16 protein-coding genes and 1 riboswitch are annotated in these 20,940 nt (G+C 28.9%); of the genes, 3 read left to right on the plus strand and 13 right to left on the minus strand.

The annotated features are described in order from the left end of the window. Positions 1-33: 33 nt before the first annotated feature. From JJC02_13575 to JJC02_13635, 13 genes are all read right to left on the minus strand, one after another. Positions 34-6,012 (minus strand): calcium-binding adhesion protein, encoded by a 5,979-nt coding sequence (locus JJC02_13575; GenBank protein UDN53919.1) that lies wholly within the window; start codon positions 6,010-6,012, stop codon positions 34-36. A gap of 123 nt (positions 6,013-6,135) precedes the next feature. Then, a riboswitch (cyclic di-GMP riboswitch) is annotated at positions 6,136-6,221 on the minus strand. 255 nt (positions 6,222-6,476) lie between these two features. Further along, positions 6,477-7,880 carry a cell wall-binding protein Cwp9 gene (locus JJC02_13580; GenBank protein ID UDN53920.1) on the minus strand — a complete coding sequence of 468 codons (1,404 nt, stop codon included), beginning with the start codon at positions 7,878-7,880 and terminating at the stop codon, positions 6,477-6,479. A 589-nt stretch (positions 7,881-8,469) separates the two neighbouring features. Beyond that, positions 8,470-10,365 carry a cell wall-binding protein Cwp8 gene (locus JJC02_13585; GenBank protein ID UDN53921.1) on the minus strand — a complete coding sequence of 632 codons (1,896 nt, stop codon included), beginning with the start codon at positions 10,363-10,365 and terminating at the stop codon, positions 8,470-8,472. 620 nt (positions 10,366-10,985) lie between these two features. After that, positions 10,986-11,129: a six-cysteine ranthipeptide SCIFF gene (gene scfA / locus JJC02_13590; protein UDN53922.1), complete on the minus strand. Its 144-nt coding sequence runs from the start codon at positions 11,127-11,129 to the stop codon at positions 10,986-10,988. A 65-nt stretch (positions 11,130-11,194) separates the two neighbouring features. Continuing rightward, a complete protein-coding gene (locus tag JJC02_13595) occupies positions 11,195-11,557 on the minus strand; it encodes a TIGR04086 family membrane protein (protein UDN53923.1) in 363 nt (120 codons plus the stop codon). A 56-nt stretch (positions 11,558-11,613) separates the two neighbouring features. After that, positions 11,614-11,907, minus strand: a complete 294-nt coding sequence (gene yajC, locus JJC02_13600) for a preprotein translocase subunit YajC (GenBank protein UDN53924.1) — start codon at positions 11,905-11,907, stop codon at positions 11,614-11,616. Positions 11,908-12,040: 133 nt separating this feature from the next. Beyond that, a complete protein-coding gene (gene tgt / locus JJC02_13605) occupies positions 12,041-13,162 on the minus strand; it encodes a tRNA guanosine(34) transglycosylase Tgt (protein ID UDN53925.1) in 1,122 nt (373 codons plus the stop codon). A 79-nt stretch (positions 13,163-13,241) separates the two neighbouring features. Continuing rightward, a complete protein-coding gene (locus tag JJC02_13610; protein ID UDN53926.1) occupies positions 13,242-13,727 on the minus strand; it encodes a hypothetical protein in 486 nt (161 codons plus the stop codon). A gap of 11 nt (positions 13,728-13,738) precedes the next feature. After that, positions 13,739-14,764 carry a tRNA preQ1(34) S-adenosylmethionine ribosyltransferase-isomerase QueA gene (gene queA / locus JJC02_13615; GenBank protein UDN53927.1) on the minus strand — a complete coding sequence of 342 codons (1,026 nt, stop codon included), beginning with the start codon at positions 14,762-14,764 and terminating at the stop codon, positions 13,739-13,741. 315 nt (positions 14,765-15,079) lie between these two features. Beyond that, on the minus strand, positions 15,080-16,099 hold the full coding sequence (gene ruvB, locus JJC02_13620) for a Holliday junction branch migration DNA helicase RuvB (GenBank protein ID UDN53928.1): 1,020 nt from the start codon (positions 16,097-16,099) through the stop codon (positions 15,080-15,082). A gap of 89 nt (positions 16,100-16,188) precedes the next feature. Then, the gene (gene ruvA / locus JJC02_13625) at positions 16,189-16,791 is read right to left on the minus strand and encodes a Holliday junction branch migration protein RuvA (protein UDN53929.1); all 603 of its coding nucleotides are present in this window, start codon (positions 16,789-16,791) and stop codon (positions 16,189-16,191) included. Then, positions 16,784-17,293: a crossover junction endodeoxyribonuclease RuvC gene (gene ruvC / locus JJC02_13630; GenBank protein ID UDN53930.1), complete on the minus strand. Its 510-nt coding sequence runs from the start codon at positions 17,291-17,293 to the stop codon at positions 16,784-16,786. The genes ruvA and ruvC overlap by 8 nt, the downstream gene beginning before the upstream one ends. Positions 17,294-17,608: 315 nt before the next feature. Next, positions 17,609-18,238, minus strand: coding sequence for a hypothetical protein (locus JJC02_13635; GenBank protein ID UDN53931.1), 630 nt, complete (start codon positions 18,236-18,238; stop codon positions 17,609-17,611). A gap of 202 nt (positions 18,239-18,440) precedes the next feature. Between JJC02_13635 and JJC02_13640 the strand changes: the two genes are divergently transcribed. From JJC02_13640 to JJC02_13650, 3 genes are all read left to right on the plus strand, one after another. After that, on the plus strand, positions 18,441-18,764 hold the full coding sequence (locus JJC02_13640) for a DUF1540 domain-containing protein (protein UDN53932.1): 324 nt from the start codon (positions 18,441-18,443) through the stop codon (positions 18,762-18,764). Positions 18,765-19,030: 266 nt separating this feature from the next. Continuing rightward, complete coding sequence (locus tag JJC02_13645; GenBank protein ID UDN53933.1) at positions 19,031-19,885, plus strand: hypothetical protein; 855 nt, start codon at positions 19,031-19,033, stop codon at positions 19,883-19,885. 618 nt (positions 19,886-20,503) lie between these two features. Then, positions 20,504-20,812: a hypothetical protein gene (locus JJC02_13650; protein ID UDN53934.1), complete on the plus strand. Its 309-nt coding sequence runs from the start codon at positions 20,504-20,506 to the stop codon at positions 20,810-20,812. Positions 20,813-20,940 lie beyond the last annotated feature (128 nt).

Here is a 20,940-nt window from a genome sequence, read left to right on the forward strand (position 1 = left end):
CTAGTATTTTTAGCTTTTTTAGACTTACCTCTACTATTTATCTCTGACAATGTTACCTTTTACTTTATTACTTACAGCTACAACCTTCTTATTACTGACATCAATAGCATTTCTTGTAGCCTTTCTAGCTTTACTATTACTATCAGTAAGGCTTATTGTCTTTAACTCATCGTAATTCTTAGCTTCCACAGGTACATACATTGTATCACTTACAAATCTTTGACCTACTGGAGTATCTCCTTGAAGGTCATTGTATCTATATAATTCAGCCTTAACTTTATCACTTAAAGAATCAAAGCTTTCTTTTGGCATATAGTAAACCCATGTACCTTTACTTATTTCTCCTAATTCACCTTTTTCTGGAACCTCTGCAAATAAAAGTGCTTCTCCAGATATAGTCTTATTGTTTTTATCTATAAGTAGTGGTAAGTTAAATGCTGGATTTCCACTGTATTCGCCTGTAATAACTATTGAACCTGCTGGAATCTTAGCTGTTTCATCTTCACTTGTGTTAGAGTTATCACTTTGATATACATAATCTTCTGCTAATTTTCCAATTCCATTAGTACGAGTCTGGTCTGCACTATTCACTGTTCCAATCTCTATATTGTCACCTGGAGGTCCTATTATATCTAACTCTGCAACTTCTATATTAGACTTATTGTTTGAGATTAGTTTTACATATCTAGCTTGATAAGTCCAAAGATTACCATTTTTATTAAATGTAACTCTAGCCTCATTATCTTGGTCTTTTCCTCCACCAACTAAATCTTGTCCATATTCAAAAGTTCCTTGACTTACATCTTCCCAGTTCTTTTTATCATTGCTTACTTGTATCTTGTAATTAGTTAAAGAATTGTATGTTGTACTAGTATCCTTTCTAAAGTTAAACAATCCTTTTAATGAGAATTTTCTAGCTTCTGTCTTTGGTTTTGTATATTTTAATCCTACTATAGGTAATGTCTCTTTCATATCTACTATTATATATGGATTTTCTTCTACATTTATATCAGGGTCTTTTTGTGGGTCTTTATTCCACTCAGCTTTACTAATTCTCTTCCCTTTATAAGTAGTACTTGCATCATTGTCCTTTATATTATCAATTTCAGGATTTTGTAGTGGTCCATGTGAGTCATTTTCAGTTCTAACATCACCATCAGAAACAGTATTTGTTATGAATGACCATGCTGATTTATTTATTTTCCCTTCATCTGATAATTTTACAGTACCAACTTCAAATTCTTCTGTTGGATTTAGATGATAATCATATGCAACTACCTTATATGTAAATGCTCTGTTGTTAAGAGGAGATATATTATCAGTAAATTTAGCTTTACTATTTCCTTTTGCATCTACAAACCCAACTGTTCTGTATTTTACTTGAGTTCCATTTTCACCATCTAAATAATTTCCATCACTTCTTATTATTTCGTATCCTAATATCTTATCTTTATCCTTATCTACATCTAGGTCTATAGATATCTTATTAGACTTAACTAGAGAACCACTTATTATCCCATCAGAAAAACTAGCACTTACTTTAGTATCTTTCGCCATACTAGCTATATTTTCATTTAAAATCTTTCTTCTAGCTTCGTCATTTACATATTGTATCTTTCTAGCTTCTTTTTCGTACTTATTACTATCCATTATACTGCTTAATTCTGGTGTAATTTCTACTCCCCATGCCTTAAAGTAATCTCTTAAATCTTTTTCAACAACACTTGATGCCATTGCTACCAACATTTGGTCTTTTGGTAAACTATTAATTGGGTCACTACTTGAAAGTGCTCTGTATTTTCTTGAAATCTTTGCATAGAATGTGTCATTACTTAAATCAGCATCTGAGTTATTCTTTAACATTGAGCCTGTAAAATCATCATCATAAGCTAGATGTAATTGCCATAACATTCCAAGCCTTTCAAATACATTGCTTGGTATACCTAAGCTATTTGAAGTTACATGTTCATATATCTTATCCATTGTTGAACCTTCAAGTCTTGAATGTGTCTTATCATCAAATGTCTGGGCAAGTAAAGCAAGTACATTGTTACTAGTTTCGCTATAGGTCATCTTACCAATATCTGTAACATGCCCTATCTCATGACCTATTCCCCATCCAAATAAACTTCCTCCACTAGCTTTTCCATTAGTATCTATTTGGAAAGGTACTCCATTCATAAGTCCTGGCACTGAACCGTATTCTACTCCTACATGTAGCCCAGAAGCATACATAAATGCTCCAATAAACATTCTTTGATATTTTATGTTCATACGTGATTTTGGAGCCATATCATTTTTAGTTATATTAAATTCATTATCATCTACAGTTCCATTACCATCTAAATCTTGTGTCTTAAATACTCCTCTTTCAGAATATATTAAATCCATAATTTGTTCCCATGCAAGCATACTATTATATAGTCTATCTACTTGTGTGTTTAAATCAGAATTTCCTTTTGATATCCCTTGATATACAGCTGTTGCTGGAACATTTAATGTCACTTTATCACTTTCAATATCTGTAGTATTTAATACACCAGTTTTTTCTGAATATCCATATGAATTACCAATATTTGTCCCTGGATAATATGGTTCTCCTTTTATAGCATCTTTATATTTAGCTAATTCTTCTATATATGCTTTTATCTTTTTCTTAGATTGAGAAACACCTTCTGGGCTTTTATCGTTTATTGTTCCATTTAGGTTAAGATGTGGTATCTTAGTAGCTCCTGCTACACGTACCTTTATATCTCCTCCACTTGGAGTATCATCAGGGTATCTTATGTATAAACTTCCTCCACATTCTATATCTAAACTATGAAGTTTGCTTAACTGAATTACATTTTTTCCAGTGTTAAGATTTATTTCTCCACTCTTATATGCACCAGATTCTCCATAATATTGTGTATATATCAACTTAGGAGTTTTTCCACTTTTACTTCCAACATATACTGTGATTTCATCTCCTGCTCTAGCAGCTACTCCCAATGCTTGCCAGTCATTTTGCATACCTAAATTATTAGAATTTACAGTATACTGTCCATTTTTATCTTTATATTTTCCTGATTTATTTATTTCTTGATTCACAGTTGTTACATCAGTAAGTGTTGCTCTATCATTATATAAGTCTTGAGCTAATTTTAATTCTCTCTCAATAACTGTCTTATAAGGATGATATTCTCCACTAGCTTTATCTGGAGTATTCAGTCTATCTTTTAGTTCAGTTATTTTTTCTTGAGTTATATCTTCTTTTAATTCAATCTGTAGGTCATCTGCAAATAGATTTCTTACATCATCTTCTATACTGTCATACTCATAAAACTTAAGTTCTGATATATTAGCCTTGTATGAATAAGATGAACAAACATTTACTTGTATCTTAGTAGCATTTATTGGCTCTTTTAATCTAACCATTATATACTTATTATTATTCACAGGGTCTGTCTTTGTTTCAAAAGGAACATCCCCCAAATTATGTAATTGACCATTTTCATCCCAATATCGTATTTCAAAGTCATTTATTGTCTTATCAGAAACATCAAAACGAGGTGTAGCCATAAAAGTATCCATAGTATAAGATTTATCAAAAGTTATTATTGGTCCTCTATTCGTTCCCTCAGCCGCATTATATTTTGGGAATGTCCAGTGTGTTGTAAAGTCTCCATCCACTATATTAAATTTATCAAATGGATTTTTATCACTATATTCACTTTTATCATATCCATCTGGATAAGTAACATCTACAATGTGATTTGTCGGTATTCCAAATCCACCATTCTCTTTAGGAGTATTAATCAATCTATAGTTAGGTGTTGTTGGTGCATCCATACTTTCAGTTGTCCCTATATATGTTTTAGACATTCCACTAGTTCCCAAGTGGTTAGTAGCTGTCATTCTAACTTCATATGTTGTATTATCCTTAAGACCTTCTATCTTTGAACTTGTCCCACGAATAAGCCTATCATTGTATTTTATCCAAGAGCCATTAGAAGCTTTTTCTCTATAATATAAGTCAAAATCTTTAGCTTGCTTATGATTTTTCCAACTTACATCAAGAGATTTAAATCTACCTTTAACACTTATGCCTTCTGGTGGTTCTGGCTTTGTATTTGGAACAACTTGAAATTCTAATATACTATCTGGGCTAAATTGTATAGGTTTATAGTTTGAATCTACATTTTCTGGTACTCCATCTAAGTTTTCTGGCATTGCATCTTTATATCCACTAGACCAATCGCCATTTAAAGATTGTATGCTAACTCTATATAGTCCATATGCTTCTATATCTCTAACTTCTATTGTATTTTTACTAGTTTGTAATTTTTTAGTCGATAATACTTTTCCCTTATCGTCAATTTTATCTAGTATAAGCTCATATGCCGATACATTTACTTCATTATTCCAATAAAAAGATACCTTTTCATTTCCAACAGCAGTGCTAGTCAATATTTTATTGATTTTAGGTATATTCATATCTGGCTTTGGTATTTCTTTATATACATTGTTTAAAAATTCAACTTTAGATATTTCTGCAAGGCTTCTATCATTTGCTGTTGTGGCTGTTATTTTTATAGTTATCTTTTTTACTGCTACTTGTTTACCAAGATTTATTACTATATCGCTATTTTGAACATCTGCATATGTTTCTAATGCTGACCTACTATATGTAGATGTTGTAGAGTTATCATCTTTACTGATATTACCCTCTTCTTTTGGAGTATCTTCATCTGAATCAGATTTATCTGTTGATGAATCTTCTTTACCATTATTTTCATCTTGATTTGTATTAGAGTTTGATTCTTCTTTATCACTATTTTCTTCTTGTTTATCATTATTTTCATCTTTATTATTTGAGTTATTATCAGACTGCTCTATATTTTCATCTTTATTATTTACTTCTTCTTGAATTACTTCTTCTTGTTCGTTATTTGCTTGTTCGTTATTTGCTTCTTCTTGTTGCTCTTCATCTTTTAAGTTTTTTATATATTCTTTGTTTTCATAAGGAATCTGTTGAACATTACCATCTTTGTCAGTAACTTCAACTATTCCTTTTGCTGGAGCAGTACCTTCTGGAGCTTTTATATTGATGACTTCCATATTAAGTGCTTCTGATAAAGCTATGTCCATTACTGCTGGTTTTTCCTCTGATATTTTATCATTTTTTTGAGATATTGTAACTCCATTATTTTCTTCACTAAATAAATCTTCTACATTACCTTTAATATCTGTATCACTATTTACTTTTAATTCAACCTTACTAGTATCTACTATAGGGTTGGTAGATACTATACTTTCTAGACTTTTTGCATCTTCACTTTGACCTAAATTTTTCTGCACATAATCTAAATCAACAATATCTACCTTTCCATCTCTATTTAAATCATATTCTCTTTTATTTGAATCTATATTCTCTAAAACCTTATTATAATCATTCTTATCTACTTTACCATCTTCGTTTACATCACCCATTAAGAATAATTCATAATTTAAAGGTTTATTTTTATTATCTACACTTGCTCTATTACTTAATAAAACTCTTTGTGAATAACTTGATATATCAATGTCTTTAATTTCTTTGTTCTTAAATCCAGCTCCAGAAACTTCTATATTGTATTTTCCTACAGGTAAATTGTCAAATACAATATTATAATATGATATATTCTCATCTTTATTTTTTATTTCACTTCTACTTGCAGATAGTTTTTTTATAGTATATTCTATATTATCTGCCCCAATATTTACTGTTCCTGAATCTTTTTCTCCAAGCTTTATTACCCCACTATTGTTACTATCATCTTTTAATCGTAACTGCATATTAGTCATATTTTCTGACTCATTGTTTTTTATTGGAAGTGAAAAATTTAAATCTACTTCAAGATTCCCCTTCAACTTTTCTGTAACTGATTTTTCAACTGCCCTTAGCTTTCCCTCTAATATAGTTTCTGCAAAAACGTTTAGTGGTGCGCTACACATAGATACTGCTAGTACACAAGATATTGCCTTTTTCATGAAACAACAATCCTCCCTTAATAAATATCTAACTTTTCATGAATTTAAATACTATAAGTTTCAGACAATAAAAAAAGACACTCAAAGAGAATCTTAATTATAAGATAAAAAGACTTTACTCTTTTTAGCAACTGGCTGATATGGCTTTAAAAGCTTTAATCCCTATAGTTTTGCGTCATTAGATTTCCCTAATTTTGCCATTTAATTTTCACTACTTTATTACCCATTTTATATTATCTTTAAACTTTTTAATACAATTTTTTTAAATTAAATTATAAAAATTTAGCTGTCTCAAAATAGAGATAAGCCTATTTTTCATTGTTGAAATGATGAAAATGTATTTAATTTAATACAAAAAAAGTGCCTCATGAATTAAAAATTTCATCTTGAGACACCGCAATTTTTCATTATAATTTAATTACTTATATAATTTTCTCACAAGCATAATTTTGTGTATATCTTTCTTATTCTTTATATCTTCCATAAAACTCATGTGTCGCATATAGATTCTTATCTCCTGTTATAGCTATACCAAATCCCATTATTTCATACCCTTTATGTAACATATTAGTACCTTCTCCTGGATTTGTCTTCCACTTATTAAAAATAAAGTTTCCTATATCATCTGCATCTCTATTTGTATACACAGGTTTATCTGGAATTTTATATTTAATTATATTTTCACCTTGAACTGCACTATATCCAGGCTTAATCTCACTCCAATCTAAGTACTTTAAAAAAGTAGAATATGAATTTTTTCCATTTATCGTATGAGATAAAGTCTTCTTATTTGCCATTAAGTTAGACCAATCATTTGCTAGACCCTCTAATCTACTTGCTACAGATAACGCTCTTACTCCATTTTCTTTTCTGTATTGCTTTGTAAGAGCATATACTTTACCCTTTATTCTCTCCTTAAATGCTCTGTCATTTGGATTGTAATATAACCCTTGTTGGTTTGGTGAAGCTTGATTTATACATTGCTTGATAACATTTTGATTTATGCCTCCTAGTACAGTTAATTTATTTGCACCACTTAAAATGCTCTTGTTGCTACCATTTTCAACTAAAACTACAGGAGCATTTTTTGCTATTGTAGAAACTGCCAATGCGTCTGTTAATTGCAACCCTTTACTTAGGTAAAATTCTTTACTATTTTTATAAAACTCTTGTATAACTCTCTTATTGGTATCAAATCTATCTGTTCCACCCAATCTAACAGAATTTGTACTCTTAACTAATTCGTCACTGATTATTTCACTAGAGCCAAGTGCATAACTCTTTAACCCTGTTGTGTCAAATTCTACACTATTTCCATCTGTGAGTATTATAGGTACTCCATCTCTAGCTGCTACTGGTGATGCACTTATCGCATCTGCTTCTCCCGTAAATCCATTGGCTATAATTACTTTATCTATTGGCTTAATTTCTTTTATTTTTTCAGCTATTTTTATGCTTGTATCAAATCTATTTTCACCAAATATTCTTTGTACAACCTTTTTTTTGGATAGTAACTGATTTTCAACATTTTTACTTATTGTTGATTCTGATCCTATTATATATACAGTATTTGCTTTGTTTAATCTTTCCATAGTTGTATTTGGAATTTGATTTTGTTTTGTCATTAAAATAGGTGCATTTAAGGCTCCAGCTAAGCCACTTGCACTTAAGCCATCTGCCAAGCTATTATCTGAATTGATTAGAATTGCTGTATTGTAATTTTGTTTATCAGCTATTTTTGCTGCTGTCTCATATCTGTCATTGCCTTTTATTAGTTCTACTGATGTCAACGCATTTACTATAGTAGTATTTACCATTACTAAAAATAGTGTAAGTCCTATAGCCAATATCTTTTTACTATTCTTCATATTATTTTCTACCCCCAATATATTTTTCAAATTTTTTATTAGTACTTTTGCTTATTTCTAATAAAAAGTTACAATTTTGTTACCATATTTTATATATGATACCATAGTTATCCATATAACTCAAACAATACAGTTAAATTCTTTATTCTCCATAAATTCAAAAAATTATAACTTATTTTATTTAATTAAGTAATAAATTCAAAATAATATACATTAATGGGGTATTTAATCACTATAAGCAGTATAATTTATAAAAGCAGTATAATTTATAAGAATTTTTTTATAATATGAAGTTCACAATATTATAATCAAAAATAAAATAGGGAAGTATCTCAAAATGAATTTTTTAGTTCGTAAGTCACTCTTTCTTATATGAAATTATCGTATTTAGCCATACAGAAACACCCCAATCGTTAGATTTTTTGTCCAACAATTGGGGTGCAGTACAATTTCTATTTTGAGATAGCCTCTTATTTTTATTTCATTATTTTTATATATTTTCTAATATCTAAACTATGTCTTACATATTAATATATTGTATAACCATATATTATCTAAATAAACTTTTAACATTAATCCCTATATATTATTAGTTCTTAGTAAATAAGTTTATTTTTTCTGCTATTTTTTCAATAGCGTTTTTAGCTATTCCTTCACCTATTTGTACTAACTTAGTAGCATTCTTAAGTCTTAACTCAACTACTTCTTCTTGTGATTTAGAAAGTTCTTCTGTAGTTAATACTATTGGAGCTTTTGAACTAGCTGCAAGTGGTGCTGCTGTAAGTGCATCAACTAATTGTCCATTTCCACCTACATAACCATCTTTTGCAACATATGCTTTAGTTGCACCTGCATAGTACTTGTTGATTACTTTAGCATTAGTATCTTTTCTATTTTCTCCAGCTAATCTTTCAACTTTATTATTTAAATCTATTTCAACTAATTTGTCTTCAACTTCTTTTGATACAGAATTCTCTCCACCTACTATTTCTAATTCTTTCCCTCTTAATAGTTTTTCAGCATTTGCATCTAACTCATTACCTGTAACTATTATTGGAGCACCAAATTGAGCAGCTCTAGCTGATATACTCATAGCATCTGCTTCTCCATTTCCTCCTACTACGAAAGCAGTCTTAAATGTATCTTTTAATTGTTTTGCTATTTCTAAAGAAGTTTCAAATCTATCCTCTCCAGAAACTCTCTCAACTTTACTTACACCTAGTTTAGAAAGTTTTTCTTCAGTTTCTTTTGATACTTTAGATTCTCCACCTACTATATATATTTTCTTAGAAGATAGATTACTTCCAAGTACTCTTAATATTTCAGCTTCTATTTCTGATGGTAATGAATCCTTTTTAGATAATAGTATTGGTGCATTTTTTTGAGATGCAAGTGGTGCTGATGCTAATCCATCAACTATAGCGTCTTCTCCAACCAAGATTATTGCTTCTGCTGCTCCATCTGTAAATCTCTCTTTGCTAACCTCTACTGCTGTTGTAAATCTTGAATCTCCAGATAAAACTTCTACTTTTAATTCTTTTCCGTCTTTCACATCAGTTAATACTTTATGTAAATCTCTAACTAATTTATGATTTTTACTTGAAACACTTATTGTTTCTGGCTTTTCATTTGATTTACTTAAAACTATATCAAAGCTTGATTTTTCTGGCTTATCTTTATCATCACTATCTTCTTGTTCTTGAGTAAGAATTGCTTCGTTCTCAAATGTCAAAGCATATCCATTTTTAACTTTATTAACTATTTCTCTTCCTAATGTAGTTAATCTAATTCCGTCAAATAATTCTTCTGCTGATATGTCTTGTAAATCTGCGTTTTTAACTGTTATTGTATGTAATTCTTTTGATTCTATGTCACTATAATTCTTTTCATAACCTTCAAAAATACCCTCTTCTGATGTTATTACTTTCGAGAAATTTAAATGTTGGTCTCCTACATTTAATGTAATAGCATTTGTTGAATCTTTTGCTCTTTTTACTTCAACTGTACTTGTAGATTTTATAGTTGCTGTCAATTTGCTATCAGAATCTTCTGCTAAAGTTGCATTGTAGGCATTAACTGCATCTACTATTTCTTGAGCAGTTTTGTAGTTTTCAACTTTATAGTCAACTACTTTTCCACCTAAAACTTGATGCCCTTTATCTTGAATAGTAACTTTTAAACTTTGTCCTTCTGTCAATGAGTTTATTTTATTTTGTAATTGAGTTGCATTAGTTAAGTTTACATTGTCTACTTTTATATCGTAAACTCTATCATTTACATTTGCTCCTGCTTTTGTATCTTCAAACTTAACTTCTAATGCTTTTCTAACCTCTTCGATTAGTTTAGTAGAATCTTTCGCACTTACTGTATAATTTTTATCAATATTTTCTGTCACAGTATTATCTGCGAATATTGGTGCAGCTGCACTCATAACTGTAGCTCCTGCCATTACTATTGCCATACTTCTCTTTTTGTTGCTTAACATATTTATGTCCTCCGAATATTGTTTTTTATTTTTTATATTCGTATTTCCCACACATAAATAATATTATATATAATATTATTTTTCAATATATTTTATGTGTTTACATAATTTGCTAACACAAACACTACTAATATCTTCTTGAACCCCTTCTCCCACTTATCTATCTATGATTATGCTCAAAGATAGAAATCCCTATTTTATAGTGATTTTCTACTAGACAATCATATACTAACAAAAGTATTCAAACTCCACTTTTATATACTACTACACACTAATTTTTGCTTTACTCTTATTACTTATATATCACTAAATTAATATCTATCTCCATATATTAAAATATATAACATATTATAAAAATCATCATAAATTAGAGTTTAAAATTAAAAATTATTCTAATACATGTAATTGATAAAAAATAAAAATATAAGAGTAGCTATTTTAAAATAAATACTCTTATATAATTAGATATTTTTGCATAATCAAACGATAAGAAATCAAACTTAATTTTATATAAATAGTTTAAATATTTTATATACAAACAAAAATAAAAGAGGATATCTCATAATGATAAAAGAATCACTTTGAAATACCCTACTACAAACAACTAAATCAATAATTTTCTATCTTTCACACTCTTGATTTGCAACTGTACAAGAAGTTTTACAAGCTGATTGACAAGAAGTTTGACACTCTCCACATCCACCTTTTACAGCACTTTGCTTTAAAGTAGCTTGAGATAAAGTTCTTACATGTTTATTTTCCATTTTCAACGCCTCCATTTCTAATTGTTTCCTATTGATTATATCATAAAACTACTTTAATATAAACTCTATTTAAAGTTGACACCCAGTACGCCTCCAATGCCTCCTGCTGCTGATATTAACAATAACTTATAAATCATCCCCACTTCAAACACAAACTTTTCTTGTGCTAAAAACACAGTCAAAAAAATACATACTATGTACAAAAGTCCTACCAAAAGCCCATACATAAGCCCTCTTTCTTTCATGTGTTTTGAAGTATAAAACCCTCCTATAGCTGCAGAAATAGTAGTTATAAATGATGAAACCATAGTTATATTATCCCCACCAATATCTGTAAATGTCAAAAATAAGTTATACACTAATAAAACAGCCAAAGTTATTATATATGCATATCCCAGACCTTTAAAAATATAATTAGATTTTCCCATAAAAAACCTCCTCTCAAATTAATATATATTCGAGAAAAGGCTTTTAAATTACTAATTTAGTCTTCTTCTATTTCTTCTTTTTTAGATTTAACTGTTCCTATAGCCCATTTTTCAAATGGAACTTTAGTTCTATTTGGTCCTAATTCTAATATTACAACGTCATCTTCAACTTTAGCTACATTAGCTACTATTCCACCTATTGTAACGACCTTGTCTCCTACACCTAGGCTACTTCTCATTTCTTTTAATTGTTTGTCTTTTTTCTTTTGAGGTCTAATCATTAGGAAATAAAAGATTGCGATTACTACTACCCATAGACCTATACTCATTATTATTTGTTGCTGTGGCATTAAATTTTCACTCCTTTGTAAATTATACTCTTTTGTAAATCATAATAAATGTTTATATAACAATTTACTTTCTCTATCTTTGAGTACTATTGAATATTATATATTAAAATGATTATAATTAATAGTGCAAAACCTATATTTCATATCCATATTTTGCAAAAAACTCATTTCTAAAATCAAGTAATCTATCTTCCATTATCGCCTGTCTTATTTGTTTCATTAAATTTAATAAAAAGTAAAGATTATGTGTAGTTATTAATCTTGCACCCAATATTTCATTTGCTTTTATAAGATGTCTTATATAAGCTCTTGAATAGTTTTTACAAGCATAACAATCACATTCAGGGTCAAGTGGAGTAAAGTCTTCAGCATAAGTTGCATTTCTAACTACTACTTTACCTTGACTAGTCATTGCAGTCCCATTCCTAGCTATACGAGTAGGTAAAACACAATCAAACATATCTACTCCTCTTATAACACCCTCCACTAAATCATCTGGGCTACCAACTCCCATTAGATATCTCGGTTTATCTTTTGGCATAAGTGGAGTTGTATGTTCTAATACATCATACATAAGTGGTTTTGGCTCTCCAACACTAAGTCCACCAACAGCATATCCAGGTAAATCAATACTAGTTATTTCTTTTGCTGATTGCTCTCTTAAGTCTTTATACATCCCACCTTGTATTATACCAAATAGGGCTTGCTTGTCTGTATTATTATGGGCATCTTTACATCTTTTTAACCATCTTGTTGTTCTTTCTAACGAGTTTTTTACATAGTTTCTATCTGATGGGTATGGTGCACACTCATCAAATGCCATCATTATATCTGACCCTAGTGCATTTTGTATTTCCATAGCTTTTTCTGGGGTTAGAAAATGTTTTGAACCATCTAAGTGTGACCTAAATTCTACACCTTCTTCTTTTATCTTTCTCAAAGGTCCTAAGCTAAATACTTGAAATCCTCCACTATCTGTAAGTATTGGTTTATCCCAATTCATAAACTTATGAAGACCACCAGCTCTTTTTATAAGTTCATGACCTGGTCTCATATATAAATGGTATGTGTTACTAAGTATTATTTGTGAACCAATCTCTTTTAGCTCTTCTGGTGTCATAGATTTTACAGTTGCTTGAGTTCCAACTGGCATAAATATTGGTGTTTCAATAATTCCATGTGGAGTGTGTAATCTTCCTAATCTTGCACCACTCTGTTTACAAGTTTTTATCAATTCGTATCTTACTGCGTACATAAATTTCTCCTTAAATAATATTTATTTCTCCTGATTTTTTAAGATATATTTATAATAGTTCATTCTCCTAATATATTTTCTAAATAGATTTATCTTTATCATTTTTACTCTGTTGTTCTTTAATTGCATCTTCATCATGAATACTCGTTATATTAAGAGCACTCTTGTCTTTTGTTACTAAAAACTTTTTTATAGCAAATAATCCTGCAATAGCTATAACTCCTATTAAAACATCTATCATTCCTTCATTTTTAGGAAGTAACAACATTTTTCTAGCTATAGCATAAAGTAATGCCTCAATAAATGCTCCTGGTATATGAAGTGATAGCATTACTACAAGTTCAACACCTATCACTAAAAGTAATATTTGCGCTAGGAAGTCATTAAGCTGACTGTATTGTACTGGATTTTGAAAATCAACTATATATGCTCCCCACATAAGTCTTAACACATCTATAGTTCCTAGAAATACGGCTATTAGAACTACTACTGCTAAAATACGTTCAAATATAAAAGCAATCTTTAATATAGGGTTATTCTTTTTTTGTTTTTGTAAACTATGCATCTATTACCTCCCTACTTTATAATCATAGCATCTCCAAAACTGAAGAATCTATATCTTTCTTTTACTGCCTCATTATATGCGTTTAAAACAGTATCCTTTCCACAAATAGCACTTACTAACATTATTAATGTAGACTCTGGTAAATGAAAATTAGTAATAAGCTTATCTAAAACTTTAAATTTATAACCTGGATATATAAATATATCTGTCCACCCACTAGTTTCTTTCATCTTTCCATCTTCATTACAAGCTGATTCTATAGTTCTACAACTAGTAGTTCCAACACATATTACATTATTTCCATTTTCTTTTGCCCTATTTATTTTGTCAGCTGCTTCTTGACTGACCATATAATATTCTGAATGCATCTTATGATTTAAAACATCATCTACTTTTACTGGTCTAAAAGTTCCCAAACCAACATGTAAAGTTATGAAGGCTATATCTACACCTTTTTCCTTTATTTTACTTAACAATTCTTCTGTAAAATGTAGTCCTGCTGTAGGTGCCGCTGCTGAACCATTATGCTTCGAATAAACAGTCTGGTATCTTTCTTTTTCATCTAATTTAGCAGTTATATATGGAGGTAGTGGCATATTTCCAAGTTCATCCAAGATTTCTTCAAAAATTCCATCATAATGAAATTTTATAATTCTTGAACCTTCATCTGATAAGCCTACAACTTCTCCAACCAACTTTCCATTTCCAAAAGAAAATTTAGCACCTACTTTTGCTCTTTTTCCTGGTTTTACTAGAGCTTGCCAAGTATCTTCTTCTGTTCTTTTTAATAATAAAAACTCAATTTTACCTCCAGTTTCAAGCTTCTCTCCTATTAGTCTAGCTGGTATGACTCTAGTATTATTTAAGACTAAACAATCCCCTGGATTTAAATATTCTATTACATCTCTAAACACTTTATGTTCAATGTTGCCAGTCTCTTTATCTAATACCATTAATCTTGAGCTAGCTCTATCTTCTATAGGAACTTGAGCTATAAGTTCCTGTGGTAAATCAAATTTAAAATCACTTGTCTTCAATATTAAACTTCCTCTCTTAAAATTTCTCCAGCTACAATAATATCAAAAAAACAACTTATTTTCCACAATATTACTATAATCTATCAAGAAATCACCATTTTTAACATACACCATATTCACAATATATAGATATTTTTCCACGATATACGTGTCTTATCCACAATATATAGATACAATACACACAATTTCCATCTTATTTATCCACAGTATCTACAGATATATTTACCATTTTGTGGATATGTTTGAATTTTTAGCCATTTTAGAAATATTTTAATTTAATGACTATTCTATTTTAAATGTTTGTATAATCTATTTTTACTTTTCATTAGGATATGGAATTTTTAAGTGCTCATATGCTAATGGCATTGCTATTCTTCCTCTAGGCCCTCTATTTATAAAACCTAACTGAAGCAAATATGGCTCATATACATCTTCTATTGTATTTCTATCTTCACCAATAGAAGCTGCTAATGTATCTAGACCCACTGGTCCTCCTCTAAATTTTTCTATTATAGTCATGAGAAGCTTCTCATCTACAAAATCAAGCCCTAAACTATCAACACCTAAAAGCTCTAGAGCATCTTTTGCTACCTCATCAGTTATTTTTCCATCAGCCCTAACTTGAGCAAAATCTCTAACTCTTTTTAACAACCTATTTGCTATCCTTGGAGTTCCTCTTGAACGTTTTGCAAGCTCTAATGCACCATTAGACTGTATCTCTGCATTTAAAATATTTGATGACCTAAGTACTATTTTTGAAAGTTCATCAACTGTATAGTAATCCAGTTTACAAATGACACCAAATCTATCTCTAAGTGGATTTGTAAGCATACCAGCTCTTGTGGTAGCTCCAATAAGTGTAAATTTAGGAAGGTCAAGCCTTATACTTCTTGCAGATGGTCCTTTTCCTATTATTATATCTAGACAAAAGTCTTCCATTGCTGGATACAAAACTTCTTCAACACTTCTATTAATTCTGTGTATCTCATCTATAAATAAAACATCATTTTCATTTAAGTTTGTAAGTATAGCTGCTAAATCTCCTGCTCTTTCTATTGCAGGACCTGATGTAATCCTTAAATTTACACCCATCTCATTAGCTATTATACTGGCTAGTGTAGTTTTTCCAAGACCTGGTGGTCCATATAAAAGAACATGGTCTAACTGTTCATTTCTCGATTTAGCTGCCTCTATAAATATGCTAAGTTGTTCCTTTGATTTTTCTTGACCCAAATAATCTTCTAGAGTTTTTGGTCTTAGACTGTTTTCTATATCTATATCTTCCATCTTCATTGTAGAAGTTATTATCCTATTTTCATCTTCAAAACCTTGCATTTATACCCCTCCTCTCGTATTTTTAGAAATCTACTTTAATACTTTGAAATTTGCCTTAATATTTTAAATATTATTTTAAAGTGTAAATGTTATTTCAAAGATTTACTCATTATATATGTAAGTGCTTTCTTTATAATGGCTTCCGTATTCATACCATCTTTTTTACATTTTTGAACTGCATCTTTTGATTCTGCCAAAGTATAGCCTAAGGCTACAAGTGCATCTACAGACTCATCTTGAGATACCAAGGTAGGTTTTTGTGATAATAATGTTGGTTCAAATTCTATGTTATTTTTGTCTACCTTATCCTTAAGCTCTAAGACAATTCTTTCTGCTGTCTTTTTACCAACACCAGGAGCTTTAGATAGCTTTCCAATGTCTTCACTTAAAATATATGCCCCTAACTGTGCTGGTGATGCAAATGATAGTATTGAAAGTGCCACCTTAGGTCCTATTTTAGATACGGATGTAAGTAGTTCAAACATTTTAAGTTCCTCTCTACTTACAAAACCACAAAGACTCATATCATCTTCTCTTACGATTAGTTTAGTATATACCTTTGTAGCTTCTCCCAACTGTAAATTCATGATTGTATTGGATGATACATTTACCTTATATCCTATACCATTATTTTCAACAACTATACCGTCTATATAAATCTCTTCTACTGTACCTTTTATATAACTATACATACTTACCACCTATATTCTTTAGAGTTTTTTCAAGTTTGTTTGAATGAGCATGGCAAATAGCCACAGCTAAAGCATCTGCAACATCATCTGGTTTTGGAACCTTTTTTAAACTTAAAAACGAAGTTACCATCTGCTGAACTTGTGCCTTATCTGCTCTTCCATATCCAACTACACCTTGTTTTACTTGAAGTGGAGTGTATTCATATACAGGCTTACCATTATGGGCACACGCAAGCATAGTAACACCTCTAGCTTGTGCAACTGTTATAGCCGTTTTTACATTCTTATTAAAGAATAATTCTTCCATTCCAACTTCATCTATATTGTAATTCTTTACTATTATATCAATTCCTTTATATACAAGTTCCAATCTTCTCGATATATTCATATGTGCAGGCGTTGTAACTGCTCCATAATCGATTACTTTAAACTTACTATTTTTATATTCAATTATACCATATCCAACTATGGCTATACCTGGGTCAATCCCCAATATTATCATTTTAAAAAATTCCTCCTAAAAATAAAAGAAATACCAAAATGTATTTCTCATAAAAACTTATGTTCTAAATCATTATATCATAAATAATATTAACAAATCATAAAATGCTCTATGTAAAATATAAAATCAAATAAAAAAGTTATATCAAAGCAAGATTTTTACCTCAATATAACTTTTATATTTAATACAAATAAATTATTGTATTTTTATAGGAATTAATGTGACTACAATTTTAATACTAATTTATTTAATATTAAATTATTTAGTATTAACTTACTTAGTATTTAACTTGAACTACTATTGATTTACTTAATATTAACTTGCAAAGTCTTCTAATCTTGAATAAGCTTCTTCTTCAGTATCCATAACTACACCTTTTTTGATTTCATCTTGAACTGTTTTAGGAAGTGAATCTACTCTTATTTTTGTTTTTTCTACTAATGTTTTACTTCCACTATCATCATATTTATATAGTGCTATATTTCCATTGTCATTTTCAATAGTATATTTACCTTTTAAAGTAGCGTTCATTGCCTGTACATCTTTGCTATCACTATATTTAGAATCTACCAATATGATTTCATTTTTATCCATACTCTTTATTTTTTTAGTTGGATATTCTTTTTTAAAATACGATACTATTTCTGATTTTGTCTTATCTAATAATGACTCTGGAACTATCCCAGCCATTGTAAGTGTTCTCTTGTAGTTAGTTTCATTTTCGCCTTCACTTTGAAGCCAAACTTCACAATTTTTATTTAATCCAAAAGCTTCTTTTGACTTTTCATTCATATTCGCACTAGTACTTACAATTTCACCAGTTTGAACTCCATTGTTTTTTAATTTTGTCCCTATATAAACTCCACTACTTAATACAAATACTCCAACTAGTATTAAGGCAGATATTTTCCAAGGAAATAATTCTTTTTTCTTCTTTTCAAACATTGATTACGCCTCCTTTTTCTATTATTTTCTCCAAGCTGTAAGTTTTTATACAATTTAGGTAAATTTTAGAAGAAAATATATTTATATTTCAAATTACTCTAAGAACAGATATTTTCTAAAAGGTAGTTTTCTCTTAATAGTTATATTCTTGTAATTATATGGACATAATTTATAATAAATAATCGTTTAGGAGGTAATAACTTTGGAAAGAATAAACTGTAATGTAATTAACTGTTCACATAACAACAGCCATATATGTTATGCAGATAAAATTTTTATAAATGGTGAAAAAGCTCACAATGACAGACATACTTGTTGTAGTTCATTTTTAGATGAATCTATTTATAGCAATCTATCTAGCAACGTTAATAATAGAAATTGTGAAGAATTAGTTTGTACTGTAAAAAATTGTAAATACAACAAAGACGGTAGCTTATGTACACTTGATAATATATTGGTTGCTCCTGAAACTGATAGAGTAAATCTTTATATTGAAACATGTTGTTCTAGCTTCGAATGTAAATAGGCATAATGTAAATACAAGGGTGTCAAATGTAATTAAACTAACATAGTGTAGAGTATCTACAACTATTAGTTTGATTATACTTGACACCCTTATTTATTTTGAATAAAATTTCATTATTATAATTGTGTATATAACATTCCAACTGCAATTAAATTTGATAAATTTCTATAAATTGGTATAATCAATATGTAAATTGAATTTAGTAAATTAATCATAAAATAAAATATCGAGTATATAGTGCTATACTAACTAGAAATGAGGTGCTTATGAGTACATTTTATATTCAATTTCTTTATTTTGTAATTTATAGTTTTATAGGATGGTGTTGTGAAACTACATATTGTTCAGTTTTACAAAAACAATTTGTAAATAGAGGTTTTTTAAATGGTCCATTTTGTCCTATATATGGATTTGGAGCATTAGCAATAGTTGCTATTTTGACTCCTTTTGTACACAATATTCCCTTGCTGTTTTTATTTAGTATAATTATAACTAGTATAATGGAGTATTTTACGAGCTTTATTTTAGAAAAAATATTTAATATGACTTGGTGGGATTATTCTAATCATAGATTTAATATTCATGGAAGAGTTTGTCTAGAAAACTCGCTTATGTTTGGTGTATTATCATTAATTGTAATGCTTATAGTACATCCTATTGTAGTTGATTTTATAAACTCTATCCCTAAAAATGTGCTATTTATACTTGCTATATCTATAGAGGTTTATTTTGTTTTAGATTTAGTAATTACAGTACATACAATTTTACAATTAAATGGTAAGTTAAAACAAATCAATCTTATAATTAAGGAATTAAAAGATAAGAAAGAGTACTACAAACTTATCACACAAGAAACTATCGAAAACAAACTTGAATCTTTAGTTGAAAATAGACTCGAGACTTTAGAAAATAGATTTGAAATACTTAAGGAAAAAGAAAACTATCGCTATGCTAAAAATCGCATTGATGAGCTAAAAAATAAACTTAATACTTTACTGTCTAACCATAAATTACTTCATAGACGTATAATCAAAGCATTTCCCAATATAAGCTCTAATAAGCATACAGATATTTTAAACAAAATCAAAGAAAATATTAAATCGATTAAAAAAGATAAATAATCAAATAACCACATAAGTTCAATAATAAAAATACTAATATATAAGATTAAGGTTTAGAATATTTTTTGTAAAATACCCTAAACCTTAGTTAATATACTATTAGTTTTTAATATAGATTTTTAATTTTAGTGTGTTAACCTTGTCATTTGTATCTAAATCAAAATGCTCTGCAATAGAAGAGTTTTGTACATTTTTAATTACAAGTCAATATAAAGAACCTAGAGCATTCGAAACTATAAGCAAGCTATTTAACTTTTAAAATTCGACTTGTTGAATAGGGAATTAAACAATATTTTATAAAGTTTTATAAGATTTTGGCAACGGTAAATATACTTACGGAAATAAAAACTGTAAATAAATAATTTAAATTTTCTATATTCTTATACTATATTTTATACTTTTTCATATAAATATTATAACTAGTCTTTTATTTTACCTTTGTTTAACCTAAAGATAATTTACTTTTAACCTATATGAATTATCATATAAGTAATCAGAAAGTTATCTTTATAAATTATAGTTTTAAATTTATAATTTATAAAATATTTATGTTCTTTGTAAAATTTTTATAAGCTTCTAATGTTATGCTATAAAACTATCTTGAGAAGGGCTGATTGAATGTTTAATAAAATATATGAAAAGAAAGAATTTATAGTTTTTCAAGTTAAAAAAGGTTATGTAGTTTATAATACTAGAAAGAGTTTTGAAGAAGGTCATACACATTTAAAGCATTTTGAAGCAGCAAAGACAGCTATTGATTTAGCAATAAATAAAAAGATTCCTAGAAGCAAAGATGGATATTATCTGACTAGTTTAATTCGCATAAGTGATGATTGTTATTACATTGATAAGTTGAGCGAATTGTTATATGTTAGAGAACAAAAAGGTAAAAAAGAAAAGTATTGTAATTCTGGTTATCAGATGTAGAAAGACTAGTTGTGAATTATAAGTACCAATTATAAATAAGTACCTTTAGTCTTAAAATCAAAGAGTGTCAGTAAATTTATAAAAAAACAACTTACTGATACTCTTTTTAATTATATGATTAATACTTG

The sequence above is a fragment of the Clostridioides sp. ES-S-0054-01 genome (assembly GCA_021561035.1).
In the GTDB taxonomy this organism is placed as follows: Bacteria; Bacillota; Clostridia; order Peptostreptococcales; family Peptostreptococcaceae; genus Clostridioides.